This window comes from Mycobacterium sp. SMC-17 (assembly GCF_045310915.1).
Classification (GTDB): domain Bacteria; phylum Actinomycetota; class Actinomycetes; order Mycobacteriales; family Mycobacteriaceae; genus Mycobacterium.
Genome location: NZ_JBJIAK010000001.1, coordinates 23,565 through 42,674 on the forward strand (window position 1 = coordinate 23,565; position 19,110 = coordinate 42,674).

The window sequence follows — 19,110 nt, forward strand, 5'->3', positions numbered from 1 at the left end:
GACGCATGAGTGGACCGACTGAGGCTGACGGGCAGGAAGGCGCAAAGTCTCCAACGACGCCGGAGTCGGCTGCGGCGTGGGACGCGATGCTCGCGAAGAACGACGCGGCACGGTGCATTGCACACAAGAAGAACGGTGACCAATGCAGGCGGCTAGCCATCAAAGGCGCCACGGTCTGTTTGCACCATGGTGGTGCAGCTCGGCATGTTCGGGCAGCGGCCCGCGCGCGACTGGAAAATGCCGCTGATCGTCTCGCCAAACAGCTCCTGGGCATCGCCGAGAGCGCGGACAGCGAGGCCGTCAGGCTGGCGGCGATTCGGGACGCGCTGGATCGCGCTGGGCTGAAAGCTCCGACCCAGGTTGACGTTGAGGTCGGGGTGATGAAGCCGTACGAGCGTCTGCTGGCGGGGATCGAGATGGGCACGGAGATCACGCGGGAAGAGAGCCGCGCCCGGCGCGGAATCTCCGAGCCCACAACGCATGTGAGCCTCCCGAGCGCGTATTCGGGTCAGGAGGTGCTTGACGTTGAGCCGGTGGCGGCGTCACAAGGCCCCGCGAACCGGCCGCATTGGGCCGTAGACGATGCGGCATGGCCAGACGACGCAACCGGGCCGGACTTCGGCCGGCAATCGCCTAGCGGGCAGCAGAGCCACCAGCCCGGTACTGAGCTGATGACGATGGAGGAAGCCAATGCCGCCTTGGCGGACGACATGCGCCGCGCGTACGGGCGTCGCCAGCGTGGATGACGAAAGCTCCACTCGGACAGGGTGATTCGACTTTCGCTGGCGTACCGTTCGGGGCGTGAGGCGGGTACGGACGTTCCCGCCCCGAAATGAGATGGGAGACAGTTCATGTCGGAGCAAGTGATGCTTGGATACACGCGAGTGTCCACGGAGGAACAAGCTGTCAGGCGCAACGGGCTGGATGCACAACGTGCGGTGATTGCCGCCGAGGCCGAGCGCCGAGGCTGGGATGTCGAGTACTTCACCGACGAAGGTGTAAGCGGCAAGGTCGTCGGCCCGCAGCTCGTGGAAGCGTTGCAGCGGTTGGCCTCTGGCCAGGCTGACGGCTTGGTGGTTGCGAAGCTCGACCGGCTGTCTCGATCAATCATCAACGCCGCGAACATTATTGAATCGGCCCAGCAACAGGGCTGGTCTCTGGTGATGCTCGACACGGGTCTGGACCTCACTACCGCAGCGGGTCGAATGGTGGCACACAACCTGATGGCGTTCGCGCAGTATGAGCGCGAGCTGATCGGCGAGCGCACCAAGGCAGCCCTGGCGGCGAAGAAGCAACGCGGTGAACGGCTGGGTGGTCCGCGCCTGGTGAAGCCGGGCGTCGTCCGGCGCATCGTCATGGACCGCAACGCGGGTCTGTCATTTGGTCAGATCGCCAAAGCTCTTGAGGCCGAGGGCATTCTTAGCCCTGCTGGTCTGACGACCTGGCAGACGTCCACGGTTCGCCGGGTCTTCAACTCGGCCAATTCCTCTGCACCCGTGGCGGTGTCAGCATGAAGCGCGTCGAGTGGGCCCTATTGACGTGGCCCCAGGCGTTCGCTCTCGTGTTTGGTGGGGTGCCTGCACTGATGTTCCTGCTTGGCGCCTTGGCTGTCCACCCGGCCATCATGTTCCCGGCGTACGGACTTGCGGCGGGCGTCCACGTGTGGCGAGTGCAGACCCAGCGCCGTGACGGTCTGCGGGCGATTGCCGCTCGCGCCGACGTGCAGCACGCAGCGCTCCGCGTCTCCGAACCGGACCGCTTCCCGACGCTCCAGCATGAGCGGCGGTGGCACGCATGAGCGCCCTCACCTTGTACGGGCTCGCCCTGGCGTTGTGCTTGGGCGACGTGATGCGCCTGCATGGCATCGTGGCTCGTCGTCACGAGCGGAAGGTCCGCTGATGGCTCGCATCCAGAAGCGGACGCGCAAGGACGGTTCCACTGCGTACGTGGCTAAGTGGCGCACAATCACTGGCCAGGATCGCTCCAAGACCTTCGCCAACAAGAGGGCTGCCGAGGCCCACCTGACCAAGGTCAACGCGGGCAAGCTGCGCGGGATGGAGTACGACCCTGCATCGGGCGGGATTTTGTTCCGCGAGGCTGCACAGGTCTGGCTGGCTGCCCGTACGGATCTGAAGCCCAGCACCCACGCCGCACACGCGGAGCGGCTGGCCCCGACGACTGACGAAACGCGGGCGCGCCACGCGCGGTTAGTGCACAACGGGCAACCGCTGCGCATTGACCCGACGTTCGGCGACTACCCACTGAACTGCATCACCCGCGATGATGTGCAGGCATGGGTTAATCGGTTGGTAGCGAGCGGGCGCAAGCCCTCAAGCGTGCGGAACCTGTTCTTCGTGGTGCGGCAGGTACTCGAACAGGCAGTGGTGGACGGGCGGCTACCGGTCAATCCGGCCGAGCACGTGAAGCTCCCCACCGAGCACACTGACTGGACGGCTGCCGTCGGCGGCGCAAAAGCCATCCCCGCGAGCGACTTTGGGTACAGCGACGATGTGCTGCCCGGCGATGGCCTACCTGACTACGAGGCGCTGCGCGTAGACGACCCGGCCCAATTCCTCAGCGCCGCTCAGGTTTCCGCCCTCGTGTCAGCGACGCCCTGGCCCTACAACGTGTTCGAGCATGTTGCCGCATGGACGGGGTTACGGCCGGGGGAGGAGACCGGGCTGTGCGTCGGAGATGTGCGGCTCGCTGCACCAGGTGCGCCACCGCACCGCACGGCATCGTGGATCGCGGTCGAGCGCACGTTGGCCGTCGTTGGCGGGGTTCCCACGTACCAGCGCCCCAAGACGAAGGGCTCCCGGCGACGAGTGCCGCTGACCTCAGACACCGTGGAGATGCTGCGGAGCTATCTGGCGGTGCATCCACGCGCCCATGAACCGTCAGCGCCGCTGTTCCCTGCGTTCAAGGCCGTGCCGCTGCGACTTCCGCACATACGGAAGCGAGAGCCCGGCACCGTCGCACCGAGCCGCGTACCCGCTGCTGTCCGTGATGCTGTCGCTGAGTTGCGGGCGTCCCGGCACGAAGAACTACCGCCCGCCGCTCGGCAAGCCGCCGCGTTGGCGGGGCTGTCAGTGGACGAGGCTGCAGCTCGGCTGACGCTGGATTGGACGGCACCGCTTCGCGCCGACGCCTTCCGTAAGCAGGTGTTCGCTCCGGCGGTACTGCGCGCGAACCGGATTGCGCAGGAGGCCGCGGAGGTGTGGCTCCAAGCAGCACAGAACTCGGTGCAGACGGTGTTCGCGTTGGGGGAGATGCCGCCGACCCTGCCGGACGGTGTGACGGTGTATTCGCTCCGCCACACCTACGCGAGCTTGTCCGTCGCAGCCGGCATCGGTCCTCTGGCGCTGAGCCGTCGCATGGGGCACGCCAAGGTCACCACAACCATGAACGTCTACGCGCACCTGTTCGAGGACTCGCACGCGGACGACATGGCCGCGCTTGGTGCCTTGGCGGTGTCAACGCCAACCCCTCAGGGCGGCAACATTATTCGATTGCGAGGCTAGGCTGGCTCTCGCTCGGGCAATTCTTGGCCTGTGCGCACCAGAATGTGCTCGCACAGGCTCCGAAAATCGGCTTCGCTAGCTAGCGCCTTCTTGTGTTGATCGCCGAATATCACGTGATCGGATCGCAGCTCAAAGATCGCCTGCCGCATAGTCTGCGCGTAGGGCACAAGGCTGTGATAGTTCTTCAGATCGCCCAATTCGGCACCTTGCTGCAGCGCCGGATCAGCCAGCGTGGCATCGGTTCCAGTGCCGTCGCGGAACGGCGTCAGCGGCACCAACAGGCCATCATGAAATGCGCTGGGCATCTGCGCGATCCAATTCTTGAATGCGCGCGTGGCCTCGCCTCGGTAGATGTTGAACTGCTGACGGACGTAGCCGAGGGTCTTCGGCAATCCCAAGGGGATGTCGAATGAAAGGCCCTGCGGACAATTGGTCAGCGCGGTCGCCCACTGACGCACCCAAGTCTCCAGACTGCCACCAACGCTGGGGAGCGCTCGGAGCGAAAACAGGTCAGCAGCAAGAGGCACGATCAAGTAGTCGCTGGCAAGCAACACCGCACGGTTCAAGGCGCCCACGTTGGGCCCGAGGTCCACAAATGCGTAGTCGGCGTCAACCGACGCGCCCATCTGCTGGATGAGTCGATACGGCGCGCTGGTTACGCGGAAGCCGCGCTCGTTGCCGGCGAGTGACTCCGTCCAGGCGTTGGGCATGATGCCCTCGAATTCGGTTAGGCCAAGGTCGCCTGCCGCCAGCCAGACGCCGTTTTCGCGGACTACGTGTGGATCAGGGACATCGACATCACCGGCACCGCCGACCAACGGTTGGAATGCGTCCGCGACGGTCTGGCGAGGTTGGGAGTACAAATGCTCTAACACCTCGTCGGTCAAGCTGATGGCCGTGAGGTTCGCCTGCGCGTCATAGTCGACCATCAACACCCGCTTCCCAAGGCGGTGCATCTCGATGGCGGTGTTGAACAGCATGGTTGTCTTGCCCACGCCGCCCTTGTGGTTGAAGAACGCGATGGTGTCCAAGTTGCCCCCGTCTGCTAACAGGCCGCTCCGATGCGGCCTGATTTCCATCCAAAATACGGGAACGTGTGTTCGATGCAACCAGACACGCCGCGCGCGGGGGAATCGATTGACGCCAGCGTAACTGTTGTCACAGGAGTCTCACAGGTAACACGAAACCGACACGCCGCCAACGCGATAACGCGGCGAGAGTTGTCGGTCCCCGGTTGTATTGTCCAGCCAGATGCGTCCAGTTCGAGGTGAGAGGCCAAACGGCACATGGCGAGCGAGCAGATTAGATTCGAGGCCGACAACGAGGCCGATGCGGTGGAAGTCGAGCGGAACCCGGACACGCTTCCGACGTCTGTTGACTCTTCGGGAACGTGCGGTCGCTGCGGCCGAATCGCGCAGTTCACCCACGTGCACACGGTGGTCCTGAAGCGGCGGACCGCCTTTGCTGTCGGAGCAGTTGAGCGGGCGGTCGTCCTGCAGTGTCAGGGCTGCCTAGACAGCATTGTGGTCATTGAGCTGTTTGCGGACCGAGCGGCGAAGGGTCTTTATTGGTGGCCGATGCCGGGCTTCGAGGCGCAAGCTGAAGCTGGCGTGCCGAAGGACGTTGCCGATGCATACAACGAAGGCTCGCGCTGCATTGCGGTTGACGCGCCGAATGCGGCTGTCGCTATGTTCCGAACGGCCATCGCGCAGATTGTGTCCGATAAGGGCAGCGCGACTGCCAAAGCCGAGAAGGACTTGTACCGCCGAATCGAGAAGATGGCCGAGGAAGGTGCGCTCTTTCAAAGTTTTGGAGGCTGGGCGCACCATATCCGGAAGGTCGGCAATGCGGGCGCGCATGGTGAGGCGTTCGAACCGGTCGCGACTGACGATGCCACTGAGTTGCAGCGCTTTGTTGGTCAGCTGATCGATTTCCTGTACGTGCAACCCGCGCGGCTTGCTGCTGCGATGGGGCCGGTGAAGCGGACTAGCAGCTAGCCCGACCGGGGTACAGGCGGGGTACAAAGTCCCAGCTCCGCGCCCTGGCGGAGGCGCCGTAACGCCTCTACCAGGGCCGCTGTTGGAGCGGGCGACGGGAATCGAACCCGCGTAGCTAGTTTGGAAGACTAGGGCTCTACCATTGAGCTACGCCCGCGTGCACTGCTGCGATCACAGTACCGGCAGACAGTACCGGGACAGCGGCCGCCAATCCAATTGATGGTGTCGCGTGTCTAGGACGTAGTATCTCGACCGCGGTAATGCGACCGCGACGAGGCACGGGGTGTAGCGCAGCTTGGTAGCGCATCCGCTTTGGGAGCGGAAGGCCGCAGGTTCAAATCCTGTCACCCCGACCACCGACTGATGGCAAGTATCAAAAAACAAGGAGTAACGCTGTGAAGAGCACCGTGGAGCAGTTGAGCCCGACTCGGGTTCGCATCAACGTGGAGGTGCCCTTCACCGAGCTTCAACCCGAGTTCGACCAGGCCTACAAGGAGCTGGCCAAGCAGGTCCGCCTGCCCGGCTTCCGTCCCGGCAAGGCCCCGGCCAAGCTGCTCGAGGCCCGCGTCGGCCGCGGCGCCGTGCTGGAGCAGGTCGTCAACAGCGCCATCCCGGCCCGCTACGGCGAGGCCGTCACCGCCCAGGACGTCAAGCCGCTGGGCCAGCCCGAGATCGACATCACCAAGCTCGAGGACAACGACGAGCTCGTCTTCACCGCCGAGGTCGACGTCCGCCCGGAGATCACCCTCCCGGACCTGAAGGCCCTCACGATCACCGTCGACCCGATCGTCATCAACGACGACGAGGTCGACGCCGAACTGCAGAACCTGCGCGCCCGCTTCGGCACCCTGACCGGGGTCGACCGCGCGGCCGCCGACGGCGACTTCGTCTCGCTCGACCTGTCGGCCACCGTCGACGGTGAGGACGTGCCGGAGGCCAAGACCGAGGGCCTGTCGCACCAGATCGGCTCCGGTCAGCTGATCGAGGGTCTCGACGAGGCCATCATCGGCCTGAAGGCCGGCGAGTCCAAGGAATTCCCGACCACGCTGGCCGCCGGCGAGCACGCCGGTAAGGAAGCCCAGGTCACCGTCACCGTCAAGTCGGTCAAGGAGCGCGAGCTGCCGGAGCCCGACGACGACTTCGCCCAGCTGGCCAGCGAGTTCGACACCATCGAAGAGCTCAAGGAGAGCCTGGTCGCCCAGGTGCGCCGGGTGAAGCAGATCGGCCAGGCCGAGCAGATCCGCGACAAGGCCGTCGAGACCCTGCTGGAGCAGATCGAGGTGCCGCTGCCCGAGGCCATCGTCCAGGCGACCGTCGACGAGACCGTCCACAACGCGATCCACGGACTCGACCACGACGAGGCCAAGTTCGAGGAGCAGCTCAAGGAGCAGGGCAGCAGCCGCGAAGAGTTCGACGCGGACACCCGCACCAACGCCGAGAAGGCCGTCAAGACCCAGCTGCTGATGGACGCCATCGCCGACGAGCTGGACGTCAAGGTCGGCCAGGGCGACCTGATGGAGCGCATCGCCCTGATGGCCCGCCAGTACGGCATCGAGCCGCAGCAGCTGATCCAGATCCTGCAGCAGAACAACCAGCTGCCGTCCATGTTCGCCGACATCCGTCGCGGCATGACGATTGCCGCTGTGGTCTCCGGTGCGACCGTCACCGACACCGACGGCAACACCGTCGACACCGCGGAGTTCTTCGGCCCGGCCGGCGACGCCGCCGAGGCCGAGGTCGCCGAGGCTGCCGACGAGGCCGAGGCTCTCGCCGCCGACGAGCCCGAGGCCGTCGAGGACGAGAAGCCCGCCAAGGCCAAGAAGGCGAAGGCCGAGGCCAAGGACGAGAAGCCGGCCAAAGAGAAGAAGGCCAAGAAGGCGAAGGACGAGGACTGAGTCCTCGAACTCTGATCGTGGTACGGGTGCCGCAGGTGTCTTCACTGATGCCTGCGGCACCGTCCGCTCTCCGGCGACTGTGACGCTGTGAGCGAACTAGACCGCGTCGGGGACTCGCGGCCGTCGGCCGTTGGTTAATGTCGTGTGGACGAACTCGAGAAAGCAGGTATCCAGTCGTGACTGACATGCGTTCAAGCGCACCGGGGCTCAACCTCACGGACTCGGTCTATGAGCGTTTGCTTGCCGAGCGCATCATCTTCCTGGGGTCGCAGGTCGACGACGACATCGCCAACCGGCTGTGCGCGCAGATTCTGCTGCTGACGGCCGAGGATCCGTCCAAAGACATCCACATGTACATCAACTCGCCGGGTGGCTCGATCAGCGCCGGCATGGCGATCTTCGACACCATGGAGTTGTCGGAGTGCGACATCGCCACCTACGCGATGGGCATGGCCGCGTCGATGGGTGAGTTCCTGCTGGCCGCCGGCACCAAGGGCAAGCGCCACGCGCTGCCGCACGCCCGCGTCCTGATGCACCAGCCGCTCGGTGGCGTCACCGGTAGCGCGGCGGACATCGCGATCCAGGCCGAACAGTTCCACGTCATCAAGAAGGAGATGTTCCGGCTCAACGCCCAGTTCACGGGCAAGAGCGTCGAGCAGATCGAGGCCGACTCCGACCGTGACCGCTGGTTCACGGCGCAGGAGGCGCTGGAATACGGCTTCGTCGACCACATCATCACCCGTGCAAACCTCAACGGCGGCAAGGGAGCCTCGAAGTGATCTCCAAGCATCTGAACCCTGAGCTGGCTCCGCAGGCGCGTTACATCCTGCCGCAGTTCAGCGAGCGCACCCACCTCGGTGAGCGCATCGTCGACCCCTACGCCAAGCTGTTCGACGAGCGCATCATCTTCCTGGGCGCCCAGGTCGACGACGTGTCCGCCAACGACGTGATGGCCCAGCTGCTGGTGCTCGAGTCGCAGGACCCCGATCGCGACATCACGATGTACATCAACTCGCCGGGTGGCTCGTTCACCTCGCTGATGGCGATCTACGACACCATGCAGTACGTCCGCGCCGACATCCAGACGGTCTGCCTCGGTCAGGCCGCCTCGGCCGCTGCGGTGCTGCTGGCCGCCGGTACGCCGGGCAAGCGCATGGCCCTGCCGAACGCTCGGGTGCTGATCCACCAGCCGTCGCTCGGTGGCGTCATCCAGGGGCAGTTCTCCGACCTGGAAATCCAGGCCGCCGAGATCGAGCGCATGCGCACCCTCATGGAGGAGACGCTGGCGCGGCACACCGGCAAGGATGCCGCGACCATCCGCAAGGACACCGACCGCGACAAGATCCTCACCGCGACCGGCGCCAAGGACTACGGGATCATCGACACGGTCCTGGAGTACCGCAAGCTCTCGGCCCAGAAGGCCTGAGTCCCACAACGTACAGCGGCCGCCAGCCTGTTCAGGCTGGCGGCCGCTGACGTTTGTTCAGCCCTTGGCCGCGGCGGTCTTCGCGCCGCCGGACGACGCGCCGCCCTTGGCGGCCTTCTTGTCCTTGGCCTTCTTGTCGGTCGCGTTCTTGCCCTTCGTCGAATCGTGTTGCGCTGCCGACGAATTGTCGGTGCCGGACTTCTCGGGCTTCTCCGGCTTGGTGTCGGGCTTGGTGTCGGGCTTTTCCGGCTTGGTGGCCGGCGCCGGATCGCCACCGGGCTTGGTGGACGAATCGTCGGTCCCGTCCGTCGTCTTGGCCGGCGTCGACGGGGTGCTTGCGGTCGGCGTCGGAGAAGTCCGCTTGGTACGCGACTTGCTGACGGACTTGGTGGGCTTCTTCTCGGTCTGGGTGGACGGCTTCTCGGCGGCGGCGGCGTCGTTCGTGCCGGCGTTACCGGTCGCGGGGGAGTCCGGCTCCGACGACTTGTCCGTCGCGGCGGTCGCGCGCGGCGTGGTCGACGCCACCGACACGGTGGACGGCAGCTCCGGCTTCACCACTTTGAACGGCAGCGCCTTGCCCGTCACCAGGACCGAGATGAAGTTCGCGACGGCGATGGCCGGTGACAGCGCCGCGAACGCCGCGCCGGCGATGGGCGCGAGCGGAGCGAGTGCCGACGGCAGCTGCAGTCCGGATGTCAGCGCAGACGGCACTGCCGCCAACGTCGAGCCGGCGGCACCGGCCGCATCGGTCACCCGCGTCTTGACGGTTTCGATGGCCTGCTGGACCGGGTTGGCCGCGGTCGGGGACGGGGTCGCGGCGGCGGACTCCGGGCTCGCGGTTGCCGCTGCGGGGGCGGCGGCAGCCGGGACCAGCGCCGTCACCACCTGAGTCAGGTTCGCGACCAAGTCGTATGCGAACGTTCCCACCACCTGGAACGGGAGGGTGAACGCATACGACACCAACGCGATCGGTAACCACGGGAGGTAGAAGGGATCGGTGGCCGCGCGATTCAGCATCACCAGCGGTATGGAGATCACGGATACCGCGGTGCTCTTGGCCGCCTCGACCACGGCCACCCCGAGGGCTTTGATCACGTCGACGACGAGACCGCCGGCAGTGGCCAGAGGGTCGGTGGCGGCCAGGGGCACCGGCCCCGCGAACGTGTCCGTCGCCGCGGCGGCCGTGATCTGCTCGCGCAACTCCTCCTCGCGGGTTGTCATCTCCTGGACGAACGCCGCGAACTGGACCGCGCGACTATCCAGGCGCGGGGCGCTGATGGGCGCGGCGTGCGACTGGATGGCGAGCTGCCCGTTCGGTGTCAGGACGCAGGCGGCCGCGACGACGCCCGCCAGCGGCAGGCATTGGAGCCGTCGGCGCGCGGTGGCGGTCGTGGCGGGGCGGGGTGATTCATCGCGCGGTGGCCTTCCCGTATTCGATTGCGTGCGTTGATCGCCGGGGAGTGGTCCTCCCCGGCAAGAAGACTAATTGACGCAGCTGGAACATTATGTCGAATGTCGAAGGCCGCCGCTCGGCGCGCGCCAAGAATTCACCAAGACGACCACCGCACCCTGTGACACGACCACGAATTCCGGCCATTCGAACAGGACCTGCCATGAGTCGACACCCACACCGCACCGCCGCCGCTCTGGCCTCGGCCGCCCTGGCCGTGTCCCTGACGGTCGGATTGCCAGTGGCCCAGGCGAATCCGACTCCCGATGCCGCGATGCAGGTGCCGTGGAACCAGGTCGGTGACGGCTGGACCCTGGCCACCTGGAATCCGGTCGCCGCACGCCGTCCGGGTGAGCGGCCCGCGCCCGACGAGGCGCCGCCCGAGAAGGCCGCCGACACCCTGTACCTGATCGATCCGGCGGGGCACCGGTACGCCATCACGACGTTCGCGCCCAACGACAAGGGGTGGAAGCCGCATCTGCTGGACTGGTCGGGTGACGGCGGTCGGGCGCTGTTCTCGATGGGTGACGACACCGTCATCGTGGTCGATCTGCACACCGGCCACCAGACGTCCTTCCCGACGCGCGCCTCCGCCCGTTTCAGCCGCCCGAACGGCCAGGCGATCGTGCTGTCGAGCAGCAGCCAGGACCAGCCGAGCACCTTGCAGCGCGTCGACCTCGCCGGCAACGTGCAACTGACCTACCCGACCGAGAACCTCGCCGGCGCCGGCCGATTCGGCGGCGACTACCTGGAAACCCCCGACGGCACGACGCTCGTGCTGTCGACGGCCAACCGGCGCAACGACGCGGCCCCGCGAACGGACAACAGCTTCGTGCTCATGGGCAATGACGGCACCGTCGGGCGGGTGCTGCCGGTACCGATGCCCGGCGCCGTCTGCCGGACGACGCGGTGGCTGGCACCAACGGATTTCGTCGCCAGTTGCACGGCGCAGAAGTCCGCCGGAAGCCAGCTGTGGAAGGTGCCGATCGACGGCTCGGCGCCGACCGCGCTCACCGCCGTCAACAACGCGAAGAACGAACCGGGATTCGACGGCGACTACGGCGATATCGACGCCTGGCAGTTGCCCAGCGGCACCTTCGTGCAGTCGCTCGGTGCTTGTGGCGTCATCTTCCTCTCCCGCGTGACCGCCGACGGGCATACCGAACGGGTCCGGGTGCCGGGCGCGGGCAACAACATCGACGTCGTCGGGGCGTCCGGCGACTCGTTGATCCTGAAGTCGACGAGCGGCTGCAGCCCGTCGACGGCGCTGATGGCCTACGACCCAGCCGTCAACGCCACCAAGGTGCTGCTCGGCCCCACCGTGAACGACGGCCGCGTCGTCGACGCCATGACATTCGCGGAGGGCTACCGGTCATGAGGCGGTTCGCGTCCGCGCTGGTGGCCGTCGCTGCCGCGGCCACCCTGTCGCCGGCCGCGCACGCCGACGACCAGCTGACCGCCGAGGCCTGCGGCTGGGTGCACCCCGACGAAGCCGCGGTCTTTCTCGAAGGTCCGGCGACGGCCGAACCGATCCGGACCCAACTGCCCGAATTGTCTTGTGTCTACCGGGCTTTCGACGAGCCACTGGGGCGGCGGAGCCTGGAATCCGACGTCCGGTTCGCCGATGCGTTCCCGTGGGACGCCGCGACGACATTCCGCCAGGTGGCCGAGTGGCCCAGGGCCACCGCGGTCGACGGCGTGGGCCTCAAGGCGGTCTGCACGTACGAACCGAATGTCACGCCGCCGTCGACGACGCTCACGGTGCTGTTGACGGGCGAACGGATCTATCGCGTCACGGGCAGTTACGTGTGGCGGTGCGAAACGCTGAAGACGTTCGCGGAACTGGCAATAGCCCGCATCGGCCGATAGCACCCGATACCCTCGGCCCATGCGGCCGACCGGAATCGATTTCGGTGTTCTGGGCACGCTGCGGATGGCCGTCGACGACCGCGTCGTCTCGCTGGGCGCACCCAAGCAGCGCGCGGTGTTCGCGATGCTGCTGCTGAGCCGCGGCCGCCCGGTGTCGGTGGACGCGTTGATCGACGCGGTATGGGAGCAGTCACCGGCCGCGGCCGCCCGCACCGCGCTGCACTCCTACATCTCCAATCTCCGAAAGATCCTGGCGGAGTCCGGAATGCCGCGGGAGACCCTGGCCGCCGCCCCGCCCGGATATCGACTCGACGTGCCGGAGGACGCGACCGACCTGGGGCGCTTCGAGAAGGAGAAGGTCGCCGGGGTACGGGCGGCGGCCGCCGGTCAGTTCCCGTCCGCGGCGGTACACCTGTCGGCGGCTCTGGCGCAGTGGCGGGGTCCGGTCCTCGGCGACCTGTCCGACTTCGCCTTCGTCGATGCCGTCGCGGCCGCGCTGGTCGACGAGCGCATTTCCGTGGAGACCGCCCGTGCGGAAGCCGAAATCGCCTGTGGCCAGGCTGCTCTGGTGATCGGCCCACTGGAGACCCTCGTCGCCGAACACCCGTACCGCGAACCCCTGTGGGCGCAGTTGATCACCGCGTACTACAGCTGCGGACGACAGGCGGACGCGCTCGACGCGTTCCGCCGCGTGAAGTCCATCCTGGCCGAGGACCTCGGTATCGATCCCGGCTCGGCGATAAGTGCCCTGCAGCAACGCATTCTGCGTCAGGAACCACTCGACGTTCAGGGCGCCGCGCAGGCGACGGCGGTGCACACCATCGGCCGGCTCCGCTCGGGCTCCACCCGGTCGACGGCGTCCAGGGCGGGGCTGCGCGACGCGTCCGGGCAGTGGTTTGCCTTGCGCGCGATGGCGACCCGCATCGGTCGCCTGGCCGACAACGACATCGTGCTCGACGCGGCAGACGTCAGCCGGCACCACGCCGTCATCGTCGACGCGGGCACCGGACCGGTGATGGTGGACCTGCGCTCGGCCAACGGCGTGTACGTGCAGGGCACGCGCATCGAGGCCAACACAAACCTGTTCGACGGCGACCGTATCCGCATCGGCGCGCATGAATTCACCCTCGAACTCGGGTAGGGCACGCCAAGAATCTGCCAAGGGCTGCGGCGAACCATGTGGGCATGAGGATTTCGGTTCTTGCCCTGGCCGCGGTGGTGACGTTCCTGAGCGTCGCGCCGGCGGCGTCGGCGCAGCAGGCGTGTGGTGCCCTGGGCGGGACACCCGACGCCACCGGCATGTGCCGGATCCATGAGGTCGGTACCGGATACGAACGGACCGTCGCTTTCCCGGTCGACTATCCGGACCAGCGGGCGGTCGCGGATTTTCTGGCCCAGGACCGCGACGGTTTCGTCGGCTGGGTCGGCGACTTCGGCGGCGGCCGGGTGTACACGGAGACCGTGACGCCGACGGTGTACCGCTCGGCGCGGAGCCAGAGCCTGGTGCTCAAGGTCGTCGACCCGACGGGCCTGGCCCACGAAGGACATCCCGACATCCGGTACCGGACCTTCACGTACGGCGCCGGCGGACCGGTCACCATCGACTCGCTGTTTGGCCCGGGCTCCGATCCGGCGGCGATCCTGACGCCGGTGGTGCAGCGCGCGTTGAAGGCGCGCAACGCGGCGTTGATCGAACCGGACCGCGCCTCGTACCGGAACTTCGCGCTCACCGACGACGCCGTCACCTTCTTTTTCGGCGAGAGCCAGCTTGCGGGCAACGGTGGCCCGCTCACGGTGGCGGTGCCGGTCGACGAGCTGGGCGGTCGGCTCCAGGGATAGGCCGCAGGGGCCGGGTGCTTGCGCTGGCCGCGAAATGCGTCGGCAGCTTCGATGTGCACACGGTAGGGTTGCGGATAGGTGAACAGCCCTGATCAGAGGCCTGCCGAGCCAACGCCACCCGGCGCCGGAAAGACACGCCAGAATCACGGTCAGCGCGCCGAGGGGTGGCAAGCCACCGATCGGGCTATGTTCTCCTGCACACGGATAAATACCACCGGAGCGATTCGACCCTTTCGGTCGCACCGCAACGGAGCGAACGGGTAGCGTCGGGATCACACCCGCAGTAACCCACTATCTGGTGTAACGACTGACGGCGACCGGAGAAAGTAGGGCCTCACCCCATGGCGCGCATCGGAGACGGCGGTGACCTGCTGAAGTGCTCGTTCTGTGGAAAGAGCCAGAAGCAGGTCAAGAAGCTGATTGCTGGACCTGGCGTCTACATCTGCGACGAGTGCATCGACCTCTGCAACGAGATCATCGAGGAGGAGCTGGCCGACGCCGACGACGTCAAGCTCGACGAGCTGCCCAAGCCCCAGGAGATCCGGGACTTCCTCGAGGGCTACGTCATCGGTCAGGACAACGCCAAGAAGACGCTGGCCGTGGCCGTCTACAACCACTACAAGCGCATCCAGGCGCAGGAGAAGTCGCGCGACTCCCGGGGTGAGCCGGTCGAGCTCGCGAAGTCGAACATCCTGATGCTCGGGCCGACCGGTTGCGGCAAGACCTACCTGGCGCAGACCCTCGCCAAGATGCTCAATGTGCCGTTCGCGATCGCCGACGCGACCGCGCTGACCGAGGCCGGCTACGTCGGTGAGGACGTCGAGAACATCCTGCTGAAGCTGATCCAGGCCGCCGATTACGACGTCAAGCGCGCCGAGACCGGCATCATCTACATCGACGAGGTCGACAAGATCGCCCGCAAGAGCGAGAACCCGTCGATCACCCGCGACGTGTCCGGCGAGGGCGTGCAGCAGGCCCTGCTGAAAATCCTCGAGGGGACGCAGGCGTCGGTACCGCCGCAGGGCGGTCGCAAGCACCCGCACCAGGAATTCATCCAGATCGACACCACCAACGTGCTGTTCATCGTGGCGGGTGCGTTCGCGGGCCTCGAGAAGATCGTGTCCGACCGGGTCGGCAAGCGCGGTCTGGGCTTCGGCGCCGAGGTGCACTCCAAGGCCGAGATCGACACCCAGGACCACTTCGCCGAGGTGCTGCCCGAGGACCTGATCAAGTTCGGCCTGATCCCCGAGTTCATCGGCCGTCTCCCGGTCGTGGCGTCGGTGACCAACCTGGACAAGGAATCGCTGGTGTCGATCCTGTCCAAGCCGAAGAACGCCCTGGTCAAGCAGTACGTCCGGCTCTTCGAGATGGACGGGGTGGAGTTGGAATTCACCGACGACGCCCTCGACGCCATCGCCGACCAGGCCATTCACCGCGGCACCGGTGCCCGTGGCCTGCGCGCCATCATGGAAGAGGTCCTGCAGCCCGTGATGTTCGACATCCCGAGCCGCGACGACGTCGCCAAGGTGGTCGTCACCAAGGAGACCGTGCAGGACAACGTGCTGCCGACCATCGTGCCGCGCAAGGCGCCGCGTTCGGAGCGTCGCGACAAGAGCGCATAGTTCTCTCCAATGGAAAAGCCCCCGCTCCGGCGGGGGCTTTTTCGTTTCACCGCTATCGGGCGATGCGGTCCGGCCGGGTGTAGACGTTCATCGACTCGCCGCGGAGGAACGCCACCAGGGTGAGCCCGGCCTGGCTGGCCAGGTCGACCGCCAACGAGGACGGTGCGGACACCGCGGCGAGCACCGGGATGCCGGCCATGACGGCCTTCTGTGTCAGTTCGAATGAGGCCCGGCCGCTGACCAGCAGGACGGTGCCGGTCAGCGGAACGCGGCCCTGCTCGAGCGCCCACCCGATCACCTTGTCGACCGCGTTGTGGCGGCCGATGTCCTCGCGGGCGACGAACATCTCACCGCCGGCGCTGAACAGCGCGGCGGCGTGCAGCCCACCGGTGCTGTTGAACACCTTCTGGGCCTGCCGCAGTTGCTGGGGCAGTGCCGACAGGGTGGCGTTGGTGACCGTGGTCGGGTCGTCGCCGGGGGAGTAGTGGCTGACGGTCCGGACGGCGTCGATCGACGCCTTGCCGCACACGCCGCACGAGGAGGTGGTGTAGAAGTTGCGCGTCACATCGACCGAGGGCGGCGGGACGTGCGGTGCCAACATCACGTCGAGCACGTTGTAGGTGTTGGTGCCGTCTTCGGTCGCGCCGCGGCAGTAGGCGACGCGAGCGATGTCATCGCGGCGTGCGATGACGCCCTCGGTGAGCAGAAACCCTTGGGCCAGTTCGACATCCGAGCCCGGCGTCCGCATGGTGACGGTGAGGGGAGTGCCGTTGACGCGGATTTCCAGGGGTTCTTCGACAGCCAGGGTCTCCGGGCGGGAGACCGCGCCGCCGGCGGTGACGTGTTCGGCTCGGCGCCGTGCGGTTACCCGACCCACGGTTCCAGCCTGATCACCACGGCTTTGGACACCGGCGTATTGGATTTCCGGGCAGTGTGGTCCAACGGGATCAACGGGTTGGTCTCCGGGTAGTAGGCCGCGGCGTTGCCCGCGGGCGTCGAATAGGGCACCACCAGAAAGTCTTTCGCACGGCGCTCCTGGCCGTCGAACTCGGAGACGAGGTCGACACGGCTGCCCTCGGCCAGGCCGAGCGCCGCGATGTCGGCCGGGTTGACGAACACCACGCGCCGGCCGCCCTTGACGCCGCGGTAGCGGTCGTCCAGTCCGTAGATGGTGGTGTTGTACTGGTCGTGGCTGCGCAGGGTCTGCAGCACCAGCCGGCCCTCGGGCACGGGCACCCATTCGAGGGGCTCGATCGAGAAGTTGGCTTTGCCTGTGTGCGTGGGGAATTCGCGGGAATCCCGGGGCGGGTGGGGCAGCTGGAAGCCGTCCGGCCGGCGGACCCGGGTGTTGTAGTCGGCGCAGCCGGGGACCACGTCGGCGATGGCGTCGCGGATGCCGTCGTAGTCGGCGTTGAAGGATTCCCACGGCACCGGGTGCGCCGGCCCGAGCAGGGTCCGGGCCAGCTGGCAGACGATCGCGACCTCGCTGCGCACCTGGTCGCTGGGCGGGTTCAGACCACCGCGCGACAGGTGCACCATCGACATCGAATCCTCTACCGACACCACCTGTTTACCGCCGGCCTGGAAGTCCTTGTCGGTGCGGCCGAGGGTCGGCAGGATCAGTGCGGTGCGGCCGTGGATGACGTGGCTGCGGTTGAGCTTCGTCGAAATCTGTACCGTCAGCGCGCAATTGCGCATCGCCGCGGCGGTGACGTCGGTGTCGGGCGTGGCCGAGACGAAGTTGCCGCCCATGCCGATGAAGACCTTGGCATGCCCGTCACGCATGGCCCGGATTCCGTCGACGGTGTCGTGACCGTGCTTGCGCGGGGAGGTGATGCCGAACCGGGCGTCCAACGCGGCCAGGAACTCTTCGGGCATCTTCTCCCAGATGCCCATGGTCCGGTCGCCCTGCACGTTGGAGTGGCCGCGCACGGGACACACGCCCGCCCCGGGCTTTCCGATCATGCCGCGCATGAGCAGCAGATTGGTGGCCTCACCGATGGTGGCCACGGCGTGCTTCTGCTGGGTCAGGCCCATCGCCCAGCAGATGATGGTGCGCTCCGAGCGGACCAACGCGTCGGCGACCCGCTGCAACTGATCCCGGCTGATGCCGCTGGCCGCGGTGACGGTGTCCAGATCGACTGCACGGGTTCGGGATTCGTAGTCGTCGAAGCCGGCGCAATGCCGGTCGACGAAGTCGCGGTCCACCACGGTTCCGGGCGCCCGATCCTCTGCCTCCAGCAGGAGCCGGCCCAGGCCGGCGAACAGCGCCATGTCGCCGCCGATGCGGATCTGCACGAACTCGTCGGCGATGGGCACCCCGTGGCCGACGACGCCGTGCACCTTCTGCGGGTCCTTGAACCGCATCAGTCCGGCCTCGGGCAGCGGGTTGATCGCAATGATCTTGGCGCCGCGCGCTTTTGCCTTCTCCAGCACCGACAGCATGCGCGGGTGGTTGGTGCCCGGGTTCTGTCCGGCGATGACGATGCAGTCGGCGTGGATGACGTCGTCGACGGTGACCGAGCCCTTGCCGATGCCGATCGATTCGACCAGTGCGGTGCCCGACGACTCGTGGCACATGTTGGAACAGTCGGGCAGGTTGTTGGTGCCGAAACTGCGCGCGAGCAGTTGGTACAGGAAGGCGGCCTCGTTGCTGGTGCGGCCTGAGGTGTAGAACAGCGCTTCGTCGGGGCTGGCGAGGGCGTTCAGCTCGTCGGCGATCAGTCGGTAGGCGTCGGCCCAGTCGATCGGACGGTAATGGCTGTCGCCGGGCGCCAGCACCATCGGATGCGTGAGGCGGCCCTGTTGGGACAGCCAGTATTCGGGCTTCTCGGCAAGTTCGGCGACCGAATGCCGGGCGAAGAATTCCGGGGTGACGCGGCGCCGCGTCGCCTCCTCGGCGACGGCTTTGGCGCCGTTCTCGCAGAACTCGGCCAGCTTGCGTCCGCCGTGTTCCTCCGGCCACGCGCAGCCCGGGCAGTCGAAGCCGTGCCGCTGGTTGATCTTGGTCAGCGTTTCCGCCGTGCGCAGCGGCCCCATCTGCTCGATGGTGCGGCGCATGCTGACCATCACGGCCTTGACGCCGGCGGCCTCGTGCTTCGCCCCCGTGACCGCTACGTCGTGTTCGTCGTAGGTGGCATCGACGTCGTTGTCGCTGGCAGTGGTCATTCTCCCAATCTAATCCTCACAATCGGCCGGATCAGGCCGAGAGACGGCGTTGGTGATCGGCATTTCAGATGCACCGATAGGCGGCACCTATCACTGGTCGGTACAGCGCCGGTGACCCGCAACGCTGAGGTAGCGCGGGCAGCAGGCAGCGGTGCGGGACCTAAGTCTCTAGGCCGGGCATATGGGTCGGGGTAGCTTTCAGGAGAGCGCGAAAAATACCCCCACCCGTATTTTCGTAAGTTGGAATAAGATACCCCCGGGGGTATATTGAATACCCGTGAGGGTATAGCTCAGAGTGGTGCTACCCAATGAGAAGAAAGAAG

The 19,110-nt window shown here is 66.6% G+C and carries 17 protein-coding genes and 2 tRNA genes; 14 read left to right on the forward strand and 5 right to left on the reverse strand.

Annotated features, from left to right (window positions below; all coding sequences use genetic code 11):
• The first annotated feature begins 5 nt into the window (after nucleotides 1-5).
• The 4 genes from ACJH7A_RS00100 (at nucleotide 6) to ACJH7A_RS00115 (ending at nucleotide 3,521) form a co-directional block, all read left to right on the forward strand.
• A complete protein-coding gene (locus tag ACJH7A_RS00100) occupies nucleotides 6-746 on the forward strand; it encodes a hypothetical protein (protein WP_406801250.1) in 741 nt (246 codons plus the stop codon).
• 105 nt (nucleotides 747-851) lie between these two features.
• Nucleotides 852-1,514: a recombinase family protein gene (locus ACJH7A_RS00105; RefSeq protein ID WP_406801251.1), complete on the forward strand. Its 663-nt coding sequence runs from the start codon at nucleotides 852-854 to the stop codon at nucleotides 1,512-1,514.
• Nucleotides 1,511-1,798, forward strand: coding sequence for a hypothetical protein (locus ACJH7A_RS00110; RefSeq protein WP_406801252.1), 288 nt, complete (start codon nucleotides 1,511-1,513; stop codon nucleotides 1,796-1,798). Before ACJH7A_RS00105 ends, ACJH7A_RS00110 begins: the two co-directional genes overlap by 4 nt.
• Nucleotides 1,799-1,898: 100 nt before the next feature.
• A complete protein-coding gene (locus ACJH7A_RS00115; protein WP_406801253.1) occupies nucleotides 1,899-3,521 on the forward strand; it encodes a tyrosine-type recombinase/integrase in 1,623 nt (540 codons plus the stop codon).
• Here the strand turns inward: ACJH7A_RS00115 and ACJH7A_RS00120 are convergent.
• Complete coding sequence (locus ACJH7A_RS00120; protein ID WP_406801254.1) at nucleotides 3,518-4,552, reverse strand: ParA family protein; 1,035 nt, start codon at nucleotides 4,550-4,552, stop codon at nucleotides 3,518-3,520. The genes ACJH7A_RS00115 and ACJH7A_RS00120 overlap by 4 nt on opposite strands.
• A gap of 255 nt (nucleotides 4,553-4,807) precedes the next feature.
• On the opposite strand from ACJH7A_RS00120, the gene ACJH7A_RS00125 reads away from it, so the two are divergent.
• A complete protein-coding gene (locus ACJH7A_RS00125) occupies nucleotides 4,808-5,518 on the forward strand; it encodes a DUF4145 domain-containing protein (protein WP_406801255.1) in 711 nt (236 codons plus the stop codon).
• An 83-nt stretch (nucleotides 5,519-5,601) separates the two neighbouring features.
• Here ACJH7A_RS00125 and ACJH7A_RS00130 read toward each other — a convergent pair.
• Nucleotides 5,602-5,675, reverse strand: a tRNA-Gly gene (locus tag ACJH7A_RS00130).
• Nucleotides 5,676-5,797: 122 nt separating this feature from the next.
• Between ACJH7A_RS00130 and ACJH7A_RS00135 the strand changes: the two genes are divergently transcribed.
• From ACJH7A_RS00135 to ACJH7A_RS00150, 4 genes are all read left to right on the forward strand, one after another.
• Nucleotides 5,798-5,874, forward strand: a tRNA-Pro gene (locus ACJH7A_RS00135).
• Nucleotides 5,875-5,913: 39 nt separating this feature from the next.
• Nucleotides 5,914-7,413: a trigger factor gene (gene tig, locus ACJH7A_RS00140; protein ID WP_406801256.1), complete on the forward strand. Its 1,500-nt coding sequence runs from the start codon at nucleotides 5,914-5,916 to the stop codon at nucleotides 7,411-7,413.
• A gap of 185 nt (nucleotides 7,414-7,598) precedes the next feature.
• The gene (locus ACJH7A_RS00145) at nucleotides 7,599-8,192 is read left to right on the forward strand and encodes an ATP-dependent Clp protease proteolytic subunit (protein WP_064859779.1); all 594 of its coding nucleotides are present in this window, start codon (nucleotides 7,599-7,601) and stop codon (nucleotides 8,190-8,192) included.
• 11 nt (nucleotides 8,193-8,203) lie between these two features.
• Nucleotides 8,204-8,839: an ATP-dependent Clp protease proteolytic subunit gene (locus ACJH7A_RS00150; RefSeq protein ID WP_318985673.1), complete on the forward strand. Its 636-nt coding sequence runs from the start codon at nucleotides 8,204-8,206 to the stop codon at nucleotides 8,837-8,839.
• 57 nt (nucleotides 8,840-8,896) lie between these two features.
• On the opposite strand, the gene ACJH7A_RS00155 is transcribed toward ACJH7A_RS00150, so the two are convergent.
• A complete protein-coding gene (locus ACJH7A_RS00155; protein WP_406801257.1) occupies nucleotides 8,897-10,060 on the reverse strand; it encodes a hypothetical protein in 1,164 nt (387 codons plus the stop codon).
• Nucleotides 10,061-10,452: 392 nt separating this feature from the next.
• Here ACJH7A_RS00155 and ACJH7A_RS00160 point away from each other — a divergent pair, with 392 nt between their 5' ends.
• From ACJH7A_RS00160 to clpX, 5 genes are all read left to right on the forward strand, one after another.
• Nucleotides 10,453-11,667 (forward strand): hypothetical protein, encoded by a 1,215-nt coding sequence (locus ACJH7A_RS00160; RefSeq protein WP_346414367.1) that lies wholly within the window; start codon nucleotides 10,453-10,455, stop codon nucleotides 11,665-11,667.
• Nucleotides 11,664-12,158 (forward strand): hypothetical protein, encoded by a 495-nt coding sequence (locus tag ACJH7A_RS00165; protein ID WP_406784478.1) that lies wholly within the window; start codon nucleotides 11,664-11,666, stop codon nucleotides 12,156-12,158. The genes ACJH7A_RS00160 and ACJH7A_RS00165 overlap by 4 nt, the downstream gene beginning before the upstream one ends.
• Before the next feature lie 19 nt (nucleotides 12,159-12,177).
• A complete protein-coding gene (locus ACJH7A_RS00170; protein ID WP_406801258.1) occupies nucleotides 12,178-13,299 on the forward strand; it encodes a BTAD domain-containing putative transcriptional regulator in 1,122 nt (373 codons plus the stop codon).
• A 44-nt stretch (nucleotides 13,300-13,343) separates the two neighbouring features.
• Nucleotides 13,344-13,997 (forward strand): RsiV family protein, encoded by a 654-nt coding sequence (locus tag ACJH7A_RS00175; RefSeq protein ID WP_406801259.1) that lies wholly within the window; start codon nucleotides 13,344-13,346, stop codon nucleotides 13,995-13,997.
• 341 nt (nucleotides 13,998-14,338) lie between these two features.
• Nucleotides 14,339-15,619 (forward strand): ATP-dependent Clp protease ATP-binding subunit ClpX, encoded by a 1,281-nt coding sequence (clpX, locus tag ACJH7A_RS00180; protein WP_020102203.1) that lies wholly within the window; start codon nucleotides 14,339-14,341, stop codon nucleotides 15,617-15,619.
• Between the two features lie 52 nt (nucleotides 15,620-15,671).
• Here the strand turns inward: clpX and fdhD are convergent, their stop codons facing one another.
• Nucleotides 15,672-16,496: a formate dehydrogenase accessory sulfurtransferase FdhD gene (gene fdhD, locus ACJH7A_RS00185; RefSeq protein ID WP_406801260.1), complete on the reverse strand. Its 825-nt coding sequence runs from the start codon at nucleotides 16,494-16,496 to the stop codon at nucleotides 15,672-15,674.
• A complete protein-coding gene (locus tag ACJH7A_RS00190; RefSeq protein ID WP_406801261.1) occupies nucleotides 16,484-18,787 on the reverse strand; it encodes an FdhF/YdeP family oxidoreductase in 2,304 nt (767 codons plus the stop codon). The genes fdhD and ACJH7A_RS00190 overlap by 13 nt, the downstream gene beginning before the upstream one ends.
• Nucleotides 18,788-19,110: the final 323 nt, after the last annotated feature.